This is a genomic window from Prescottella subtropica (assembly GCF_005434945.1).
Classification (GTDB): Bacteria; Actinomycetota; Actinomycetes; order Mycobacteriales; family Mycobacteriaceae; genus Prescottella; species Prescottella subtropica.
Genome location: NZ_SKCH01000004.1, coordinates 193,940 through 211,668, shown reverse-complemented (window position 1 = coordinate 211,668; position 17,729 = coordinate 193,940). Strand labels below are relative to the sequence as shown.

Below are 17,729 nucleotides of genomic sequence, written 5' to 3'. Positions count from 1 at the left end.
GTCCGGCTCACCGGGCCGGGGCGGGTTGCGCCGCGACGACGGCGCCGATGTCGCGGACCAGGTCCACCACACGTGGACCCCAGCGGCTCGCCGGGTCCGCGTCGAGGACGTGCACCTGGCCGTCTTCGACCGCGCGGATGCCGGACCAGCCGGGCCGGGCCGCAACGGTGGCCGTGGTGACGCCGTACTCGCCGTCGGCGAGGAAGATCAGGTCCGGGTTCGCGGCCACCACGAATTCCGCGGACAGTTGCGGGTAGGTGTCGGCGGATCCGTCGGCGATGCTCTCGAGTCCGAACAGACCGTAGATCTCGCCGAGGAACGTGTTCCCGGTGATCGTGTACAGGGTGTCGTCGACCTCGTGGAAGTACCGCAGCGGATGCTCCCGGGCCGGGACGGACGTGACGGCGGCGTCGATCTCGCCGCGCATGCGGTCGGCGAGAGCGTTCGCTTCGTCGGTGTGCCCGGTGGCGACACCGACCTGCTCGATCTGTGCGTACACGTCGTCGACGTTCTTCGCGGCCGGCAGCAGCAGCGTCGGCACCCCGGCCGCTTTCAGGCCGGAGACCAGGCCGCCGATGTCGTCGGACGCGACCACCAGGTCGGGGCTGTACCCGAGCACCGCCTCGACGTTCGGGGAGAACCCGGACAGGTCGGTGGTGGGGACACCCGCCGGATAGTCGGACAGCGCGTCGACGGCGACGACCTGGTCGCCGGCGCCGACGGCCCACAGCGTCTCGGTCAGCGACGGGCTGAGTGAGACGATCGCGTCGGGCCGCTCGGTGACGGCGGACTGTCCGTCGCCGGTCGGGGCCGACGAGCAGCCGGCGAGGAGGGCCACGACGGCGGCCGCACCCGCGACCGCCGTCCATCGCAGACGTGAAAACTTCTGTGCCACAGCCGGTTACCTCGACGTCAGCGCAGGGCCTGCGCGATGTCCTCGAGCAGGTCCTCGGGATCCTCGAGACCCACCGACAGCCGGACGACACCGTCGGACAGCCCGATCGCGGCCCGCCCCTCCGGCCCCATCGCGCGGTGCGTGGTGGTGGCCGGATGCGTGATGAGGGTCTTGGCGTCGCCCAGGTTGTTCGAGATGTCGACGATCCGCAGCTTGTTCAGCAACTCGAACGCGCGCTGCTTGCCCTCACCGTCGGCCGCCGCAAGTTCGAACGTGATGACGGTGCCGCCGCCGCTCATCTGCGAGCGCGCCAGCTCGTACTGCGGGTGCGACTCGAGGTACGGGTACTTGACCCAGCTCACGGCCGGATCCGCTTCGAGGAACCGGGCGATCCGCAGCGCCGTGTCGACCGACCGCTCCACCCGCAGCGCCATCGTCTCGAGGCCCTTGAGCAGGGTGTGCGCGTTGAACGGGCTCAGCGACGGGCCGGTGTGCCGGATCAGGTTCTTGACCGGGCCGTCGATGAACTCCTTGGTGCCCAGGATCGCGCCGCCGAGGACCCGGCCCTGACCGTCGATGTGCTTGGTGCCCGAGTACACGACGACGTCGGCGCCGAGGTCGAGGCTGCGCTGCAGCAGCGGCGTCGCGAACACGTTGTCGAGGACGACGGTCGCGCCGGCGGCGTGCGCCATCTCCGACACGCGGCGCACGTCGACGAGGGTCTGCATCGGGTTCGACGGGGTCTCGAAGAACACGGCCGTGGTCGGCACCGACAGCGCCTGCTCCCACTGGTCGAGGTCCTCACCGTCGACGAGCACGGTCTCCACACCCCAGCGGGGCAGGATCTCGTTGCACACCACGAAGCACGAGCCGAACAGGCTGCGGGCCGCGACGAGGCGGTCGCCCTTGCCGAGGAGCGCGGCGAGCGCCGTGAACACCGCGGACATGCCGGACGCGGTCGCGTAGCAGGCCTCCGCACCGTCGAGCGCCCGCAGGCGTTCCTCGAACATCGTGACGGTCGGGTTGCCGTAGCGGGAGTAGACGAAGTGGTCGACCTCGCCGGTGAACGCCTGTTCGGCGGCCTCCGCGGACTCGTACACGAACCCCGAGTTGAGGAAGATCGCCTCCGACGTCTCCTCGAAACCGGACCGCAGGATGCCGGCACGGACACCGAGGGTGGCCGGGCGGACGGTGTCGGGCAGGGTCTTGCGGAAGGCTCCGCCCTGCGGGATGGCGCTCACGATTGCCTCCACGGGAGTCCGAGGGCGCGCCAGCCGGCGACGCCGCGATGTCCGTTCGTATCGAGTCCACCCTCGAAGCCGTCGAGCACGTTGTACGACGGCCCGATCCCGGCGGCGGTGGCGGCCTCGGCCGCGGCGATGGACCGCTGGCCGGAGCGACACAGGAAGACGACGGGGTGCGCGCCGTCTGCCACGATCCCTGCGCCGACCAGTTGGTCGACGAAGGATGTGTTGCGGGCCCCCGTGGGGTAGCGCACCCATTCGACGAGCACGGTCCGACGGTCGATCGACGACGTGTCGGGCACACCGACGTATCGCCATTCCGCATCGGTACGCACATCGACGAGCACGGCTTCCGGATTGTCCCGCAGCAGCTCCCAGGCTTGCTGCGGCGTCATGTCACCTGCGTAGCTCACCGGCTCAGCTTTCCACACGCCCGAATCGGACAGTGCACGTGGACAGGCACGTGGACGGCCGCGGTCAGGTCGCGGTCAGGTGCAGACCAGCCAGCGGTCGTCGCCGCGGACGAACTGCCACGTCGACGTGGTCGCACCCTTGCCGTCGTTCGCGTCGATCCGCACGTCGGCGGTCGCCTCGTCGCCCATGACGCGGGCGTTCGTCAGCTCGTCGACCCGGATCTCCCCGTCGCGGCCGGCGATCGGGGAGCGGTCCGCGGCGAAGCCCTCGCACACCATGCGGTCGGTCGCTTCGGCGTCGTCGTTGTTGTGGGCGCGCACGAAATCGGAGGCGGACGCGGTGAGCCGGTCGGTCTCGGAGCGGTTCTCGTCGGCCGGGGAGAAGATCGACGACAGGACAATTCCGATCATCACGATCGCGACTATTGACACTGCGAGAAGGAACGGCTTGGCCGTGGTCCGCGACGGGTCCTCGGAGGGCTCGGGCTGATCGGTCATACCTGCGAGTTTCCCGTGCGCAGCGGTGCCGGGGCAGACCGGGTCCCGATTGCCTCCGGCCACAAATCTCATTTGTGGGCAACGGGGGTGAAACGCGACACCCGGGCGACCGCCGCACCGGGAGCATGGGGTGCAGTCGCTGCTCGGGTTCTAGCATGAAGACGTGGCCGCGGCCGAGTCGGAGAAATCCGGGCCGGATCCACCGTCCCACACGCACGTTTGTCCGCCCGATCGAAAAGGTAGATCGCCTCAGATGACTGACCAGACTCGTCCCCTGCGCGTCGCCATCGTCGGCGCCGGCCCTGCCGGCATCTACGCTGCCGATGCGCTCATGAAGTCCGACACCGAGGTGAGCATCGACCTGTTCGAGCGGATGCCGGCCCCGTTCGGCCTGATCCGGTACGGCGTCGCCCCCGACCATCCGCGCATCAAGGGCATCATCACCGCCCTGCACAAGGTGCTCGACAAGGATGCCGTCCGACTCCTCGGCAACATCGACTACGGCACCGACATCACCCTCGAGGACCTGCGCCGCTTCTACGACGCGGTCATCTTCTCCACCGGCGCCAACGCCGACCGCACCCTGGGCATCCCCGGCATCGACCTCGACGGCAGCCACGGCGCCGCCGACTTCGTGTCCTGGTACGACGGCCACCCGGACGTGCCGCGCACGTGGCCGCTCGACGCCGAGAAGGTTGCCGTGCTCGGTGTCGGCAACGTCGCCCTCGACATCGCGCGCGTCCTCGCCAAGACCGGTGACGAACTGCTGCCCACCGAGATCCCCGCCAACGTGTACGAGGGCCTCAAGAACAACAAGGCCGTCGAGGTCCACGTGTTCGGGCGCCGCGGCCCCGCCCAGGCCAAGTTCACGCCGCTCGAGCTGCGCGAACTCGACCACTCCCCCACCATCGAGGTCATCGTCGACCCCGAGGACATCGACTACGACGAGGGCTCCGAGGCCGCCCGCCGCAGCTCCAAGCAGGTCGACATGGTCGCCAACACCCTGCAGGACTGGGCCATCCGCGACCAGGGCGACCGCCCCCACAAGCTGTTCCTGCACTTCTTCGAGTCCCCCCACGAGGTGCTCGGCGAGGACGGCAAGGTCGTCGGCCTGCGCACCGAACGCACCGAACTGGACGGCACCGGCAACGTTCGCGGCACCGGCACGTTCAAGGACTGGGACGTCACCGCCGTCTACCGCGCCGTCGGCTACCTGTCCCAGAACATCGCCCAGCTCCCGTTCGACGAGCAGGCCGGCACCGTCCCCAACGAGGCGGGCCGCGTCCTGGACGAAGCGGGAACGCACATCCCGGGCACCTACGTCACCGGCTGGATCAAACGCGGCCCCGTCGGCCTCATCGGCCACACCAAGGGCGACGCCAACGAAACCATCGCCTGCCTCCTCGAAGACGCCCCCACCTTCGCCGGCGCCACCGACCCCGGCCCGGACGCCATCCTCGCGTTCCTCGAAGACAAGGGCATCCCCTTCACCACCTGGCAAGGCTGGTACCGCCTCGACGCCCACGAACGCTCCCTCGGCGAACCCGAAGGCCGCGAACGCATCAAGGTCGTCGAACGCGAAGACATGCTCCGCGCCAGCGAGCCGCACAAGGCCTGACCCGGCCCGGAACACCCTGTGGGGGCCGTGCCCCCGAAACAGCTGAAGGGTCCCTTCGTTCGCCTCAGGCGCATGAAGGGACCCTTCAGCTGTAGGGCGGGGGCATGATGAACGTGTGTTTGACGCGCACGTGCACATCATCGACCCGAAGTTCCCGCTGGTGGAGAACAACGGGTATCTGCCCGATCCGTTCACGATCGGGGACTACCGGGCCCGGATGGCGGGCTTCGGGGTGGACGGTGGGGCGGTGGTGACGGCGTCGTATCAGGGTGCGCTCGGACGGCCGCAGTTGCTGGCGGCGTTGCGGGAGCTCGGCGACGGCTGGGTGGGGGTGACGCATCTGGATCCGGATACGACGGACGAGGACATTCTGGAGTTGGATCGGGCGGGGGTGCGCGGGGTGCGGTTCAATCTGCGGCGCAGTGCCACCGATGTGCAGATCCTGACGCGGCAGGCGTTGCGGGCGTACGACCTGGCGGGCTGGCATGCCGAGTTCTATGTGGATGCGACGCTGTTGTTGTCGCTCGAGCCGGTGTTCGCGAAGTTGCCGTCGGTGAGTGTCGACCATCTGGGTATGTCGACGCGGGGGCTGCGGTATCTGCTGAATCTGGTGGATCGGGGTGCGAAGGTGAAGGCGACGGGGTTCGGCCGCACCAGCATCGACGATGTCGGTGACGTGATCCGGCAGATCCATGCCGTGAACCCGAAGGCTCTGATGTTCGGCACGGATCTGCCGGGGACGCGGGCGCGTCGCGCGTTCGAGGCTGCGGACGTCGACGTCATCGCCGACGCGGTCGGGGACGATCTCGAGGCGGTGCTGTGCACGAACGCCCGCGAGTGGTACCGCTGCCCGGCCTGACCTGCCGGTGACGACTACCCGCTGACGACCCGCACCTTCGACGCGGCCTCCCGGGCCCGGGCTCGGGCGGTGTCGACGTCCGGTCCGGTGGAGACGGCGACGCCCATGCGGCGGCGGGGGAACGCCTCGGGCTTGCCGAACAGGCGCAGGTCGGTGTCGGGGACGGCGAGCGCGTCGGCGACGCCCTCGTAGGCGACGCCGACCGCGTCGACGCCTCCGTAGACGACGGCGGACGCGCCGGGTGCGGCGAGGGTGGTGTCGACGGGCAGGCCGAGGATGGCGCGGGCGTGCAGCTCGAACTCCGAGTAGCGCTGCGAGCGCAGCGTCACCAGGCCGGTGTCGTGCGGGCGGGGGCTGACCTCGGAGAAGTAGACGTCGTCGCCCTTGACGAACAGTTCGACGCCGAAGATGCCGCGACCACCGAGGGCGGTGGTGACCTTCTCGGAGACGTCGCGGGCGGCGGCGAGGGCGGCGGCGCTCATGGGCTGCGGCTGCCACGATTCGATGTAGTCGCCGGCGTCCTGCAGGTGTCCGATGGGTTCGCAGAAGTGGGTGCCGTCGGTGGCGCGGACGGTGAGCTGGGTGATCTCGTAGTCGAAGTCGACGAATCCCTCGACGATGACGCGTCCGAGGTTGAGGCGTCCACCGGAAAGCGCGTATTCCCAGGACTTTTCGAGGTCGTCGGCGCTGCGGGCGACGGACTGGCCCTTGCCGGACGACGACATGACCGGCTTGATCACGCACGGGAACCCGATGCGTTCGGCGGCGGCCCGGACGTCGTCGAGGGAGTCGGCGAACGCGTACGGCGATGTGGGCAGGCCCAGGTCCTCGGCGGCGAGCCGGCGGATGCCTTCCCGGTTCATCGTCAGCTGGGTGGCGCGGGCGGTGGGGATGACGACGGTCAGTCCGCGCGCCTCGGCTTCGACGAGCGCGTCGGTGGCGATGGCCTCGATCTCGGGGACCACCAGGTGCGGCCGCTCGGCCTCGATGATCCGCAGCAGTTCCGCCGGATCACCCATGTCGACGGTGTGGGCGCGGTGCGCGACCTGATGGCCGGGGGCGTCGGCGTAACGGTCGACGGCGATCACCTCGACGCCGAGCCGTTGCAGCGCGATGATCACCTCCTTGCCCAGTTCACCGGAGCCGAGCAGCATCACGCGGGTGGCGTTCGGGCTCAGCGGGGTACCGATCCGGGTGGGGGCGTCAGCGGGGGTGTCTCGGCGCATGGCTGGGACTATATGCGCAAGACGGTGGTCATACTGTCGCGATGGACCTGGGAATCGACACTCGCCTGACACTGCTCGCCGCCGGCCTGATCTTCCTGCTCGCCCTGGTGCTCGGGGTGTGGAAGTACCACGGCATGCGGACGTCTCCGAACCATCTGGCGCACCCGTACGTGGACATCGCGCACCGGTCGGCGCTCCTGTACTCGTTTGCGACACTGCTCGTTTCGGTGTTCGTGGAGCTGAGCGACTGGCCGACGGCGGTGAACGCGGCGTGCGCGGGTGTCCTGGTGTTCTTCTTCGTCGCGGCCATCGGCAGCTACATCGTGCACGGCGCCCGGCGGGACACCACCAACCAGTTCGAGCATCCGGACACCGGGCTGCGTGTGTCGATGATCGCACTCGTGATCGGGGAGATCGGGGCGTTCGCGGTGCTGCTGGCCGGGTTCGCCGCCGGTCAGCTGTTCTAGATCCGGGACAGGAACGCGAGCACGGCCGCGTTGAACGCGTCGGGGCGCTGCGCGGCGCACGCGTGCCCGGCGTCGGGGATCGTCACCAACTGCGCGCCGGGGATCGCACCCGTGATCAGTTCGGTGTGCCGTCGTGGAATCTCCTCGTGCTCGCCGACGACCACGAGCGTCGGCGCGGTGATCGCCGCCAGTGCGGCGGCCGGGATGTGCGGGTGCCGGGCCATGAGCCCCAACAGTTCCCGTTTACGGGCGAGCACCGGCGACAGTGGTGCGACGACCGCCGACACCGCCCAGGCTCCGGTGACGAGCGTCCGGAACTTCCAGCCCAGTCCCCGCGGATCGAGGTTGGCCCCGTTGACGATCAGGGAGCGCACCCGCTCCGGCCGGTGCAGCGCGAGGGTGAGCGCCGTATTGCCACCGTCGCTGTACCCCAGGACGTGCGCACTTTCGATACCGAGCGCGTCGAGGACGGCGCACACGTCGTCGGCGAACCGCGGGAAATCCAGCGGCCCGTCACCACGGGTGGAGCGTCCGTGGGCGCGGGTGTCGAGTGCGATCACCCGGTAGTGCTGCGCGAACACCGGGGTCTGGTCCGCGAAGTAGCCGAGGTTCTCGCTGTTGCCGTGCAACAGGATCAGAGGCTCCCCCGCCCCGGTCGTCTCGTAGTGCAGCCGCGCCCCGGCGGCGTCGACGCATCCTGCGTCCGTCACGTCACCGGTGTGGCTGATGGAGCGAGAGCACGTTGCCGTGCGGATCCCGGAACCAGGCGACGCGGGTACCGTCGGGCGCCGTCCACGCGTCGTGCTCGTCCTGATCCATGCCCTGGTAGCGCAGGAACTCGACGCCCTTGCCGCGCAGTTCCTCGACGCTCGCCGCGAGATCCGCGGTGCGCCAGCCGAGGACCGTGTAGCCGGTGTCGACCTTGGACTGCACCAGCGTGATCCGCAGTTCGGTGCCGCCACCGTCGACGACGAGCGCGAACGGTGTCCGCTCCGTGACGGCCAGACCGAGGGTGTCGACGTAGAACATCGACGACACGTCCAGATCGGTACTGGCCACGAACGCGACGAGAGCTTCCGGGAAGGCCATGCCGTCCACTGTGCCCGCGAACCGCACCACGAACAAGAGGACGAAACACGGTGACCCGGACCACACCGGAGCATTCGGACGGGTTACCGTCACACGAATCGGCTGTTCCATCCAGAAAGAGGTGTGACGTGACAACTGCAGGTGCCGAGCGCAAGGGCCCACTGACCGGGATCCGCGTCGTCGAACTGTCCGGGATCGGCCCAGGTCCGCACGCAGCGCTGCTGCTCGCCGACCTCGGCGCGGACGTCGTGTGCATCCAGCGGGCCGGGCAGCTGCCCACCGAGGGCAAACGTGCCAGCCAGACGCAGCGCAACCGGCGGGTCGTCGAGGCGAACCTCAAGGATCCCGCCGACATCGAGAAGGTCCTCGGCCTGATCGAGCGTGCCGATGTCCTCGTCGAGGGCTTCCGGCCCGGCGTCACCGAACGCATGGGTCTGGGTCCCGACGTGGCCCTCGAGCGCAACCCGCGCCTGGTCTACGGGCGGATGACCGGCTGGGGCCAGGAGGGCCCGCTCGCACAGTCCGCCGGCCACGACATCAACTACATCTCCCTGACCGGTGTCCTGCACGCCATCGGCCGTCGCGGCGAACGTCCCGTCCCGCCCCTGAACATGGTGGGCGACTTCGGCGGTGGCTCCATGTTCCTGATCTTCGGCATCCTCGCCGCCCTCGTCGAACGACAGACGTCGGGGCAGGGGCAGGTCGTCGACGCCGCCATGATCGACGGCACCCTCGCCCTGTCGCACATGATGTGGAGCTTCCGCGGCGCCGGCATGTGGAACGACGAGCGCGGCGTCAACATGCTCGACGGCGGCGCCCCCTACTACGACACCTACGAGACCTCCGACGGCAAGTACATGGCTGTCGGCGCGATCGAACCACAGTTCTACGCCGAACTGCTGCGTCTGCTCGAGTTGGATCCGTCCGCACTACCGAACCAGCACGACGCGTCCCGCTGGGACGAACTGCGGCAGGCCCTCACCGACCGGTTCCTGACCAAGACCCGCGACGAGTGGACCAAGATCTTCGACGGCACCGACGCCTGCACCACACCCGTCCTCACGTTCGCCGAGGCCCCGCAGGACCCGCACATCGCCGCCCGCGGCGCGCTCGTCGAGATCGACGGCGTCACCCAGCACTTCCCGGCGCCCCGCTTCTCCCGCACCCCCACCCGCACACCGGAACCCCCGGCCCGGGTCGCGACGGACATCGACACCCTCTGGCGCTGACACCTGTGCGCCTTTTTGGTAGCTGCTACTACCAAAAAGGCGCACAAGCGGCGCAGCCGCCTACACCACGAGCGCCGGTTCCGCGGGTTCACGGGTGACACCGAGCGCGTCGTAGGCGGACGCGATTCCCGCGACGGCGCGACGCAGTTCGTCGGCGGGCCGCGCGTACGGCAGCCGGACGAAGCGTTCGAATGCGCCCTCCACCCCGAACCGGGGGCCGGCTGCGAGCACCACACCGTGACTCGGGGCCGTCGCCGCAAGCGCCGTCGACACCGGTGCCGGCATCCTCAGCCACAACGACATCCCGCCGGCGCCCACCGTGGGCACCCAGTCCGGTAGCCGCGCCGACAACTCGTCGAGCAGCACCGACCGCTGCACCCGCAGGGTCTCCCGCCGTTCCGCGACCGGGGTGTCCCCGAGCCCCGCCAGGTGCACGGCGGCGAGCTGGTCCATCACGGGTGTGCCGAGATCGTTCGCGGACCGGGCTCCGATCAAACGTGTGATCAGCTCCGGTGCGGCCCGAATCCAGCCGACCCGTAGTCCACCCCAGTGCGACTTGGACATCGACCCGATCGTGACGACGTCCGCGCCACCGCCACGCAGGTACGACGCGACCGGCGGCGGGGGCGGAGCGTCGAGCCACACGTCGACCATCGTCTCGTCGACGACGAGCGCCATCCGAGTGTCGCGGGCGATCCGGACGAGTTCCGCGCGGCCGGTGTCGTCGAGGCACAGTCCGGTCGGATTGTGGAAGTCCGGGACGAGATACGCCATCCGGGCCGCGGTCTGCCGTGCCGCGCTGCGGATCCCGTCGAGATCCCAGCTGTGCGACGCCCCACCTTCCGGGCGCACCGGCACCGGTACGGGGCGGCCGCCTGCACGTCGGATCGCTTCCAGTGCATTGGGATACGTCGGATGGTCGACGAGGACCCGATCGCCGGGCGCGGTGAGTGCCCCGAGCAGCAACTGGATCGCCTGCTGCGCACCGGAGGTGACCATGATCTGCGCGGCCGATGTCTCGAGTCCCCGCGCCCGGTAGCGCGCAGCGATCACTTCCCGTAGCGCGCCGATGCCGTGCGGCTCCATACCGTGTGTGTCGAGGAACGGTGGAAGATCCTGCAGTGCAGCCTCGTACGCACCCCGAACCTCGTGCGCCGGAGCCGCCATCGCCGCATAGCTCAGGTCGACGACATCGCCACCGGCCGCATACCGCGGACCCGCGACGCGAACGTTGCCGACAGCCGCCGGCATCGCGACCGTGCTCCGCGAGCCCTGCCGACTCGACAGGTAGCCGTCCTCCCGCAGAACCGAGTACGCGGTGGTGACCGTGGTGCGACTGACGTTCAGTTCGGCAGCCAGTTCCCGCTCCCCCGGCAACGCTGCGCCGAGTGGAATCCGTCCGTCGTGGACCAACAACCGGATTCCGTCGGCCAGCGCGCGGTACGCGGGACGTCGTCCGGCGTCGTCCCGCCAACCGCCGAGATCGCGGCCGACTGCGCGGGCACTCACGGCATGCATCATCATGCAGGCCAGTATTCGCATTCTGGCCATTCATCTCAAGGCCACTTACCCGACAGACTCGTCAATATGAGCACTCTGGCCTCTTTCACCTGCATCGCCATCCTCGCGTTCGGCGTCTACCACTACCTGCCGCAGGACCACCCAGGACGCCTGTTCAGACTCGAACAATTCTGTTCGGCAGCACCTTTGGCGGGCCTGCTCGACGACGACGGCAGAGGCGACAGGCGGCCGAACGCCGACTCGGACCCCGCCCCCACGGACCGGTCCAGTGATTCGACGCGGGACCGGTTCACGCCCGGGCCCGTCGACGCCCGCGAAGACCGCACCCTACCCGGCGAGAGTCGTTCACCGGAAACAATCCGACCGACCTGATATTTTCCATAGCGCCGCGAACCACCCACGAGCAACTCTCCACCGCAACAGATTTCACGCACAAACCTTCTGGACGACCGTTCAAAATTGCCGCTTGATCGATACAGTTGAAATTTCTCGTATGCCCGCTTGCGAACCGGTGTTAGGTGAAACACGTTCTACTCCGCTCCGGAGACGTCCCCCTCTTCGAAATTCAGGAGTTTCACCCATGACACACCGATGGCGCCGGATCGCGCTCACCACCGCGGCCACGACGGCCGGCACGATGCTGTTCTTCACCGGTCAGGCCGTCGCCGAACCTGCCCCTGCGGCGCCCAACGGGTCACCCATCCAGCTCGCCGACGAACCTGCCGCCGACGAGTTCGCGACGCGGGTCGATCTGACGATGCCGACCCAGGTGAAGACCGGTCTCGAGTTCGATATCAAGGCCCAGGTCTTCGGCATCGAGGCCGACAAGGGCGTCAACGGCGGCATGTTCCAGTTCGTCGTCGACGGCGCACCGGTCGGCGACCAGAAGAAGGCCGGCTCCACCGGCCTGTTCACGTTCAAGCACACGTTCACCACCTCCGGACCGCACACCGTCACCGTCCAGTACCTCGGTGGCGGAACGATCAACAAGATCCCCGGAACCGCCGCGGCGAGCAGCGCCGACGGCGGCATCGGCGCCAGCGAGCAGGACGTCGCCACCGTCGTCGAGATCCTCCCGAACACCGATGCGATCGAGACCGGTGTTCAAACCACCCTCAAGGCGAAGGTGTCGCTGCAGTCCGGCGGGATCCTGCCCTACAAGTCGGGCAACAAGGTCACCTTCTACGACGGCGACGTCGAACTCGGGACCGCGAACACGGTGTCGTCGGCGGACGGCACCGCGAATATCAAGGCCACGTTCCTGCACGCCGGAACCCGCACGGTCACGGCGAAGTTCCTCGGTAACGCGTTCGGCTACGCGGCCTCCGAGTCCGCGCCCACCCCGATCGAGGTGCAGCACAAGGACCTGGCCACCAGCATCTCCCTGCTGGCCCCGAACACCGGCAAGGCCGGCCAGCCCGTGACGTTCACCGCGACGGTGTCCGCGCAGATCCCGGTGGACGGCACCGTCCAGTTCCGGTCCGGCGAGACACCGATCGGTGACGCGGTCCCCGTCGTCGACGGCGAAGCGACCGGCACCCACATCTTCGACGACGCCGGTGACCACACGATCACCGCGGTGTTCACCGGCACCGGATTCGCGACGTCGACGTCCAATCCTGCGCCGCTGAATATTTCGCCGGCACAGCCCGGTGACACCGTCACCACCGTCAACGCGCCGGCGGCCACGCTACCCGCGATCCCGGTGACGCTGACGGCCACCGTCGCCCCGGCACCGTACGGGGGCACGATCCAGTTCTACGTCGGCGACACCGCGATCGGGGCACCCGTCCCGGTGGTCAACGGGTTCGCGTCGACGACGCATTCCTTCGCGCAGACCGGCAAGTTCACGGTCACCGCCCGCTACAGCGGCCACACCGCCGCCAACGAGTCGACGTCCGCGCCCGCCACGGTCAGCGTCGGTGTTCCCGGCGTCGACACCGGTTCACTCGAGTTGCCGTCGTTCGGCTCCCTCGGACAGCTCCCCTTCGGCTCCTGACCGGCTCTCCCCCTTCGAATTCTTTAGGAAGACACCATGACTGACAGGCCTGTCATGCGTTACCTCGCCCCGGTGTGCGCCACCGGTATCGCGGCCGGGATCGTACTGTCGGCGGCCCCGGCCTCGGCCGCGACGGTCACGACGCCGTTCAACGCACAGTGCCGGGCGGACGCGCTCCTCACGGTCCACAAACCGGCCCAGCACGCGTTCACCGTCGACACCCCGGATCGTGTCGATCCCGGCCAGACGTTCACGTACCGGATCCAGCCGGCGCCGTCGTCCTACCCGGACAAGGACAGTGGAGCCACCACCACCAACGTGTCGCGGATGAAGGTCGACTACCAACTGCCGGACAATGCCACGTTCGTCGACGCGACGGTGGTTCCGGGCACCGGTATCGGGCTCACCGGAACTGCGGCAAACGTGTTGCAGGTAAATGAGAACGGTGACGTCGACGACGCCGGCACGATCCTGCGACTGTCCGGCGACAACGAGGTGATCGGCAACAGCCCCAAGGCCGACAAGAAGAGTACCGGCGGCATCTTCGCCGCGAAGACGAAGAACTACCTCGACGGCACCCCCAGCGCCGACGGCTCGACGTGGTTCCAGCTGCCGGCGATCGATGTCACGGTCACAGCCGGTGCGGGCGGTGAGATCACCCCGAAACTGCGTACCGCCGGCACGGCGGCGAACCTGGGCGACGACGGCAACTACAACACCTTCCTTGCCCTCGCGAAGTTCGGTGGCGATCAATGGGCTCCGACGCGGTGCGTCGCGAAGGACGCAAAGGAAGATTCCGCGCCGCTGAACCGTGGCGGCGGCCCGCTGGCCACGATCGCGGTCGGTGAGCAGACCGGCGACGTCTCGGCGACCGCGGTCACGGCCCCCGAGACCGCGGATGCCGGTACGCCCGTGACGTTCTCGGCGACGGTCACTCCCGCGCCGGCGGACGGCAACGTCGCGTTCCTCGTCGACAACATCCAGGTGGGCGAGGTGCCGGTAGTCGACGGCACGGCGACGTTCACCTACACGTTCGACCGCGGCGGCGACCACACGGTGGCGGCGCGGTACGTCGGCAACGGCATCCACCGTCCGTCGCTGTCCACCGATGCGACCGTGACGGTCGAGGGCGGCACGTCGGGCAGCGCCACCGGGTCGACGGAGCTGCCGTCGCTCGGATCGTTGACGGGATCGCTCGGGAACTGACACCCGACCGGCCGGTGAAACGTCTCCCGGCCGAATCACACACCGCGGGTGGATGCTTCACGCATCCGCCCGCGGTGTCGTCGCTTCCTGCGACGATGCACGAAACATGCCGAACGACCCGATGGATAATCACATGGACAGTATTGATTCATCACTGCCGCAAGTGATTTCACATTAAAATTCCGTACGACCCTTATCTCTTTACTTGATCGATACAGTTTCGGTTTCGATACCGATTCGACCCGCGGGTCGTGTTGCATGGTCACTGATCGATCTCCCCTACCAAGGCTTCGACCGTTCGGTCGAGAAAGCAGGAGTCCCATGTCCACGAAGATCTTCCGCACCGGAATCGCCGTGTCCGCCGCCGTCGCGGCCGGCATGCTGGCCTTCACCGCACCCGCCGGCGCCGACACCACCACGCCGGCCGCCCCGTGCACGCCCCCGATCACGACCCCCGAGAACCCCGGCGTAGACGGCGGCACGAAACCCGACGGTCCCACCATCCGCGTTCCGGAAGGCGGGAACAAGGACGGGCTGACCTCGAAGGAACTCGACGACATCCTCCAGAATTACGTCGACATTCTGAACCCGAAGCCCGACAACGGCGAAGGCAACACGCCCGTGGGGCAGATCGGCACCGGGGGCACGGACGACAGCAACTCCAACAACGACATCGTCATCCACATCAAGAAAAATGATGACAGCAACAACTACGGCGACGTCGTCGTCAACGAGTCCTTCAAGTTCACCGCGGCCGCCCTGTCGACCGACTGCGGCGGTGACACCACCGAGCAGCCCGGCACCGGTGGCGAGACCACCGAGCAGTCCGGCCTCGGCTCCGCGGAGGACGCCGACTTCGGTGCCCTGTTCGGTTCACTGTCCTCCCTGGACGGTCTGCTGAAGTAGGTACCGAGTTCGAACCGTGCACCGCGGGTGGGCGCCATGTGCGTCCGCTCGCGGTGTCGTCGTGTCTCCCGCGTGTTCGCTGCCGACTAGCCTCGTACCCGAACGCGTACCGCGTACGGGTGCGCCGCACGATCACCGTCGACGAATGGAGACACCATGCCGCAGCAGGTCCGGGGCGTCATCGCCCGCTCGAAGGGCGCCCCCGTCGAGCTCGTGAACATCACGATCCCCGATCCGGGTCCGGGAGAGGCCGTCGTGAAGATCGCGGCGTGCGGCGTCTGCCACACCGATCTCACCTACCGCGACGGCGGCATCAACGACGAGTACCCGTTCCTCCTCGGGCACGAGGCCGCCGGCGTCGTCGAGGCGGTCGGTGAGGGTGTCGACACCGTCGAGGTCGGTGACTTCGTCGTCCTCAACTGGCGTGCTGTGTGCGGAAAGTGCCGGGCCTGCAAGCGCGGTCGCCCCCAGTACTGCTTCGACACGTTCAACGCCACCCAGAAGATGACCCTCGAGGACGGCACCGAGCTGACCCCGGCCCTGGGTATCGGCGCGTTCGCCGACAAGACCCTCGTCCACGCCGGACAGTGCACCAAGGTCGACCCGTCCGCCGACCCGGCCGTCGTCGGACTGCTCGGCTGCGGTGTCATGGCCGGCATGGGTGCCGCCATGAACACCGGCAACGTCTCCCGCGGCGATTCGGTCACCGTCATCGGCTGCGGCGGCGTCGGCGATGCCGCGATCATGGGATCGCGGCTCGCCGGGGCCGGCACGATCATCGCGATCGACCGGGACCCGAAGAAGCTCGAATGGGCCCGGGAACTCGGCGCCACCCACACCATCGACGCCTCGCAGGTCGACGACGTCGTCGAGGCGATCCAGGACCTCACCGACGGCTTCGGCACCGACGTCGTCGTCGATGCCGTGGGACGCCCGGAAACCTGGAAGCAGGCGTTCTACGGCCGCGACCTCGCGGGCACCGTCGTCCTCGTCGGCGTCCCCACCCCCGACATGACCCTCGAGATGCCGCTCGTCGACTTCTTCTCCCGCGGTGGATCTTTGAAGTCGTCGTGGTACGGCGACTGCCTGCCCGAGCGGGACTTCCCGATGCTCGTCGACCTGTACCGGCAGGGCCGGCTGCCGCTGGAGAAGTTCGTGACCGAGCGCATCGGCCTCGGCGACGTCGAGCAGGCGTTCGAGACCATGCACCGCGGTGAGGTGCTGCGCTCGGTGGTGGTCCTGTGAGCCTCCGCGTCGACCGGGTCGTCACATCCGGCACGTTCGCACTCGACGGCGGAACCTGGGACGTCGACAACAACATCTGGCTGATCGGTGACGACGACGAGGTCGTGATCGTCGATGCCGCCCACACCGCACAACCGATCGTCGACGCCGTCGCCGGCCGCCGGGTGGTCGCGATCGTGTGCACCCACGGCCACAACGACCACGTCACCGTCGCACCCGAACTCGCACAGCAGTTGGACGCCCCCATCTACCTGCACCCCGCCGACGACGTGCTGTGGGACATGACCCATCCCGGCGTGAAGCACCTCGCACTCGAGGACGGGCAACGGATCACGGTGGCGGGCACCGATATCCAGGCCCTGCACACCCCCGGACACTCCCCCGGATCCACCTGCCTCTACCTGCCCGAGGCCGGGGACCTCTTCTCCGGCGACACCCTGTTCTCCGGCGGACCCGGCGCCACCGGACGCTCCTACTCGGACTTCCCGACGATCATCGGGTCGATCCGGGACACACTGTTCGCCCTGCCCGCCGACACCCGCGTCCACACCGGCCACGGCGACGGCACCACCCTCGCCGCCGAATCACCACACCTCGAGGAATGGATTGCGCGCGGGCACTGATCCCGCTCCCCCCTTTCGAGCTGAAGGGACCCTTTGTGCGCCTGGAGCACACAAAGGGTCCCTTCAGCTGTCGGGGCAGGTCAGCGCAGGGACGCCAGCACCCCGCCGCCACCGGACCACTCGCCCAGTAGTGCGGGGCCGTCGGCCGAGTCGAGGGGCCGGTGGTGCACGACAACGGTCACGCCCGTGGCCTCGACGACGGTGTCGGTGCCGTCGAGGGCGACATGCAGATGTGTGGTGTCGGGCAGCGCAACACCTGGCGCACCGCTCCCCGACACGTGCACACTGCTCGGAATCCGTTGCGGCGCAGCATCGCCGACGTGCACATACTGCTCCGCCTCGTGTCCGGCGTCGGCGATCGCCGCGATCACCTGCTGCACGTACACCGGGTCGGTGGTGGCGTCGTGGACGTAGCGGCGGCCGAGTACCGAATGTTCCATCTCGGCGACCACGGTGGCGCCGACGAGCGGCGCCGACCGGTACGTCAGCGGCACCTGGATCGTCGCCCCGTCGACCCGCACGAGATGTGTCTCGATGCCCACCTCTCCCGCCGGATCGTCGAAGCGGAACGCGCCGACCATCTCGATCGGTGCCGTCGGCGCGAGCCCGTACGGCGCCACCGGCAGCCAGGCCGCGACCAGTTCGGGTTTCGTGGGCGACAGCGTCGCGTCGTACAGAAGTGCCATGCGGC

At 68.6% G+C, this 17,729-nt stretch carries 19 protein-coding genes; 10 read left to right on the top strand and 9 right to left on the bottom strand.

Annotation, left to right across the window (positions count from 1 at the left end; genetic code table 11):
* Positions 1 to 7: 7 nt before the first annotated feature.
* The 4 genes from E0497_RS06800 to E0497_RS06785 all read right to left on the bottom strand — a co-directional run bounded on the left by E0497_RS06800 (position 8) and on the right by E0497_RS06785 (position 3,050).
* Positions 8 to 895, bottom strand: coding sequence for an ABC transporter substrate-binding protein (locus tag E0497_RS06800; protein WP_170312895.1), 888 nt, complete (start codon positions 893 to 895; stop codon positions 8 to 10).
* A 17-nt stretch (positions 896 to 912) separates the two neighbouring features.
* On the bottom strand, positions 913 to 2,136 hold the full coding sequence (locus E0497_RS06795; RefSeq protein ID WP_170312894.1) for an O-succinylhomoserine sulfhydrylase: 1,224 nt from the start codon (positions 2,134 to 2,136) through the stop codon (positions 913 to 915).
* The gene (locus E0497_RS06790; protein WP_137724023.1) at positions 2,133 to 2,552 is read right to left on the bottom strand and encodes a rhodanese-like domain-containing protein; all 420 of its coding nucleotides are present in this window, start codon (positions 2,550 to 2,552) and stop codon (positions 2,133 to 2,135) included. The genes E0497_RS06795 and E0497_RS06790 overlap by 4 nt, the downstream gene beginning before the upstream one ends.
* Before the next feature lie 75 nt (positions 2,553 to 2,627).
* Positions 2,628 to 3,050, bottom strand: a complete 423-nt coding sequence (locus tag E0497_RS06785; protein ID WP_137724022.1) for an Rv0361 family membrane protein — start codon at positions 3,048 to 3,050, stop codon at positions 2,628 to 2,630.
* A 253-nt stretch (positions 3,051 to 3,303) separates the two neighbouring features.
* Here E0497_RS06785 and E0497_RS06780 point away from each other — a divergent pair, with 253 nt between their 5' ends.
* Together E0497_RS06780 and E0497_RS06775 are read left to right on the top strand one after the other, a co-directional pair.
* Complete coding sequence (locus tag E0497_RS06780; RefSeq protein WP_137724021.1) at positions 3,304 to 4,668, top strand: FAD-dependent oxidoreductase; 1,365 nt, start codon at positions 3,304 to 3,306, stop codon at positions 4,666 to 4,668.
* Positions 4,669 to 4,783: 115 nt separating this feature from the next.
* A complete protein-coding gene (locus tag E0497_RS06775) occupies positions 4,784 to 5,527 on the top strand; it encodes an amidohydrolase family protein (protein WP_137724020.1) in 744 nt (247 codons plus the stop codon).
* 14 nt (positions 5,528 to 5,541) lie between these two features.
* Here E0497_RS06775 and purT read toward each other — a convergent pair whose 3' ends face one another.
* On the bottom strand, positions 5,542 to 6,753 hold the full coding sequence (gene purT, locus E0497_RS06770; RefSeq protein WP_137724019.1) for a formate-dependent phosphoribosylglycinamide formyltransferase: 1,212 nt from the start codon (positions 6,751 to 6,753) through the stop codon (positions 5,542 to 5,544).
* A 41-nt stretch (positions 6,754 to 6,794) separates the two neighbouring features.
* Between purT and E0497_RS06765 the strand changes: the two genes are divergently transcribed.
* Entirely contained in the window at positions 6,795 to 7,220 is a 426-nt protein-coding gene (locus tag E0497_RS06765; protein ID WP_137724018.1) for a hypothetical protein, read from the top strand.
* Here the strand turns inward: E0497_RS06765 and E0497_RS06760 are convergent.
* Together E0497_RS06760 and E0497_RS06755 are read right to left on the bottom strand one after the other, a co-directional pair.
* On the bottom strand, positions 7,217 to 7,930 hold the full coding sequence (locus E0497_RS06760; protein ID WP_137724017.1) for an alpha/beta fold hydrolase: 714 nt from the start codon (positions 7,928 to 7,930) through the stop codon (positions 7,217 to 7,219). The two genes, E0497_RS06765 and E0497_RS06760, sit on opposite strands and share 4 nt — an antisense overlap.
* Before the next feature lies 1 nt (position 7,931).
* Positions 7,932 to 8,309, bottom strand: coding sequence for a VOC family protein (locus E0497_RS06755; RefSeq protein WP_137724016.1), 378 nt, complete (start codon positions 8,307 to 8,309; stop codon positions 7,932 to 7,934).
* 128 nt (positions 8,310 to 8,437) lie between these two features.
* Between E0497_RS06755 and E0497_RS06750 the strand changes: the two genes are divergently transcribed.
* Positions 8,438 to 9,538, top strand: coding sequence for a CaiB/BaiF CoA transferase family protein (locus E0497_RS06750; RefSeq protein WP_137724015.1), 1,101 nt, complete (start codon positions 8,438 to 8,440; stop codon positions 9,536 to 9,538).
* Positions 9,539 to 9,598: 60 nt separating this feature from the next.
* Here the strand turns inward: E0497_RS06750 and yczR are convergent, their stop codons facing one another.
* Positions 9,599 to 11,062, bottom strand: coding sequence for a MocR-like transcription factor YczR (yczR, locus tag E0497_RS06745; protein WP_137724014.1), 1,464 nt, complete (start codon positions 11,060 to 11,062; stop codon positions 9,599 to 9,601).
* A 63-nt stretch (positions 11,063 to 11,125) separates the two neighbouring features.
* Between yczR and E0497_RS06740 the strand changes: the two genes are divergently transcribed.
* From E0497_RS06740 to E0497_RS06715, 6 genes are all read left to right on the top strand, one after another.
* Positions 11,126 to 11,431: a hypothetical protein gene (locus E0497_RS06740; protein ID WP_137724013.1), complete on the top strand. Its 306-nt coding sequence runs from the start codon at positions 11,126 to 11,128 to the stop codon at positions 11,429 to 11,431.
* Between the two features lie 208 nt (positions 11,432 to 11,639).
* Positions 11,640 to 13,058: an Ig-like domain-containing protein gene (locus E0497_RS06735; RefSeq protein ID WP_137724012.1), complete on the top strand. Its 1,419-nt coding sequence runs from the start codon at positions 11,640 to 11,642 to the stop codon at positions 13,056 to 13,058.
* Between the two features lie 36 nt (positions 13,059 to 13,094).
* Positions 13,095 to 14,264, top strand: coding sequence for an Ig-like domain-containing protein (locus E0497_RS06730; protein ID WP_137724011.1), 1,170 nt, complete (start codon positions 13,095 to 13,097; stop codon positions 14,262 to 14,264).
* A 321-nt stretch (positions 14,265 to 14,585) separates the two neighbouring features.
* Positions 14,586 to 15,170, top strand: coding sequence for a hypothetical protein (locus tag E0497_RS06725; protein WP_137724010.1), 585 nt, complete (start codon positions 14,586 to 14,588; stop codon positions 15,168 to 15,170).
* A 156-nt stretch (positions 15,171 to 15,326) separates the two neighbouring features.
* The gene (locus E0497_RS06720; protein ID WP_137724009.1) at positions 15,327 to 16,415 is read left to right on the top strand and encodes an S-(hydroxymethyl)mycothiol dehydrogenase; all 1,089 of its coding nucleotides are present in this window, start codon (positions 15,327 to 15,329) and stop codon (positions 16,413 to 16,415) included.
* Positions 16,412 to 17,038, top strand: a complete 627-nt coding sequence (locus tag E0497_RS06715; protein WP_137724008.1) for an MBL fold metallo-hydrolase — start codon at positions 16,412 to 16,414, stop codon at positions 17,036 to 17,038. The genes E0497_RS06720 and E0497_RS06715 overlap by 4 nt, the downstream gene beginning before the upstream one ends.
* Before the next feature lie 80 nt (positions 17,039 to 17,118).
* Here E0497_RS06715 and E0497_RS06710 read toward each other — a convergent pair whose 3' ends face one another.
* Positions 17,119 to 17,724, bottom strand: a complete 606-nt coding sequence (locus E0497_RS06710) for a maltokinase N-terminal cap-like domain-containing protein (RefSeq protein ID WP_137724007.1) — start codon at positions 17,722 to 17,724, stop codon at positions 17,119 to 17,121.
* Positions 17,725 to 17,729: the final 5 nt, after the last annotated feature.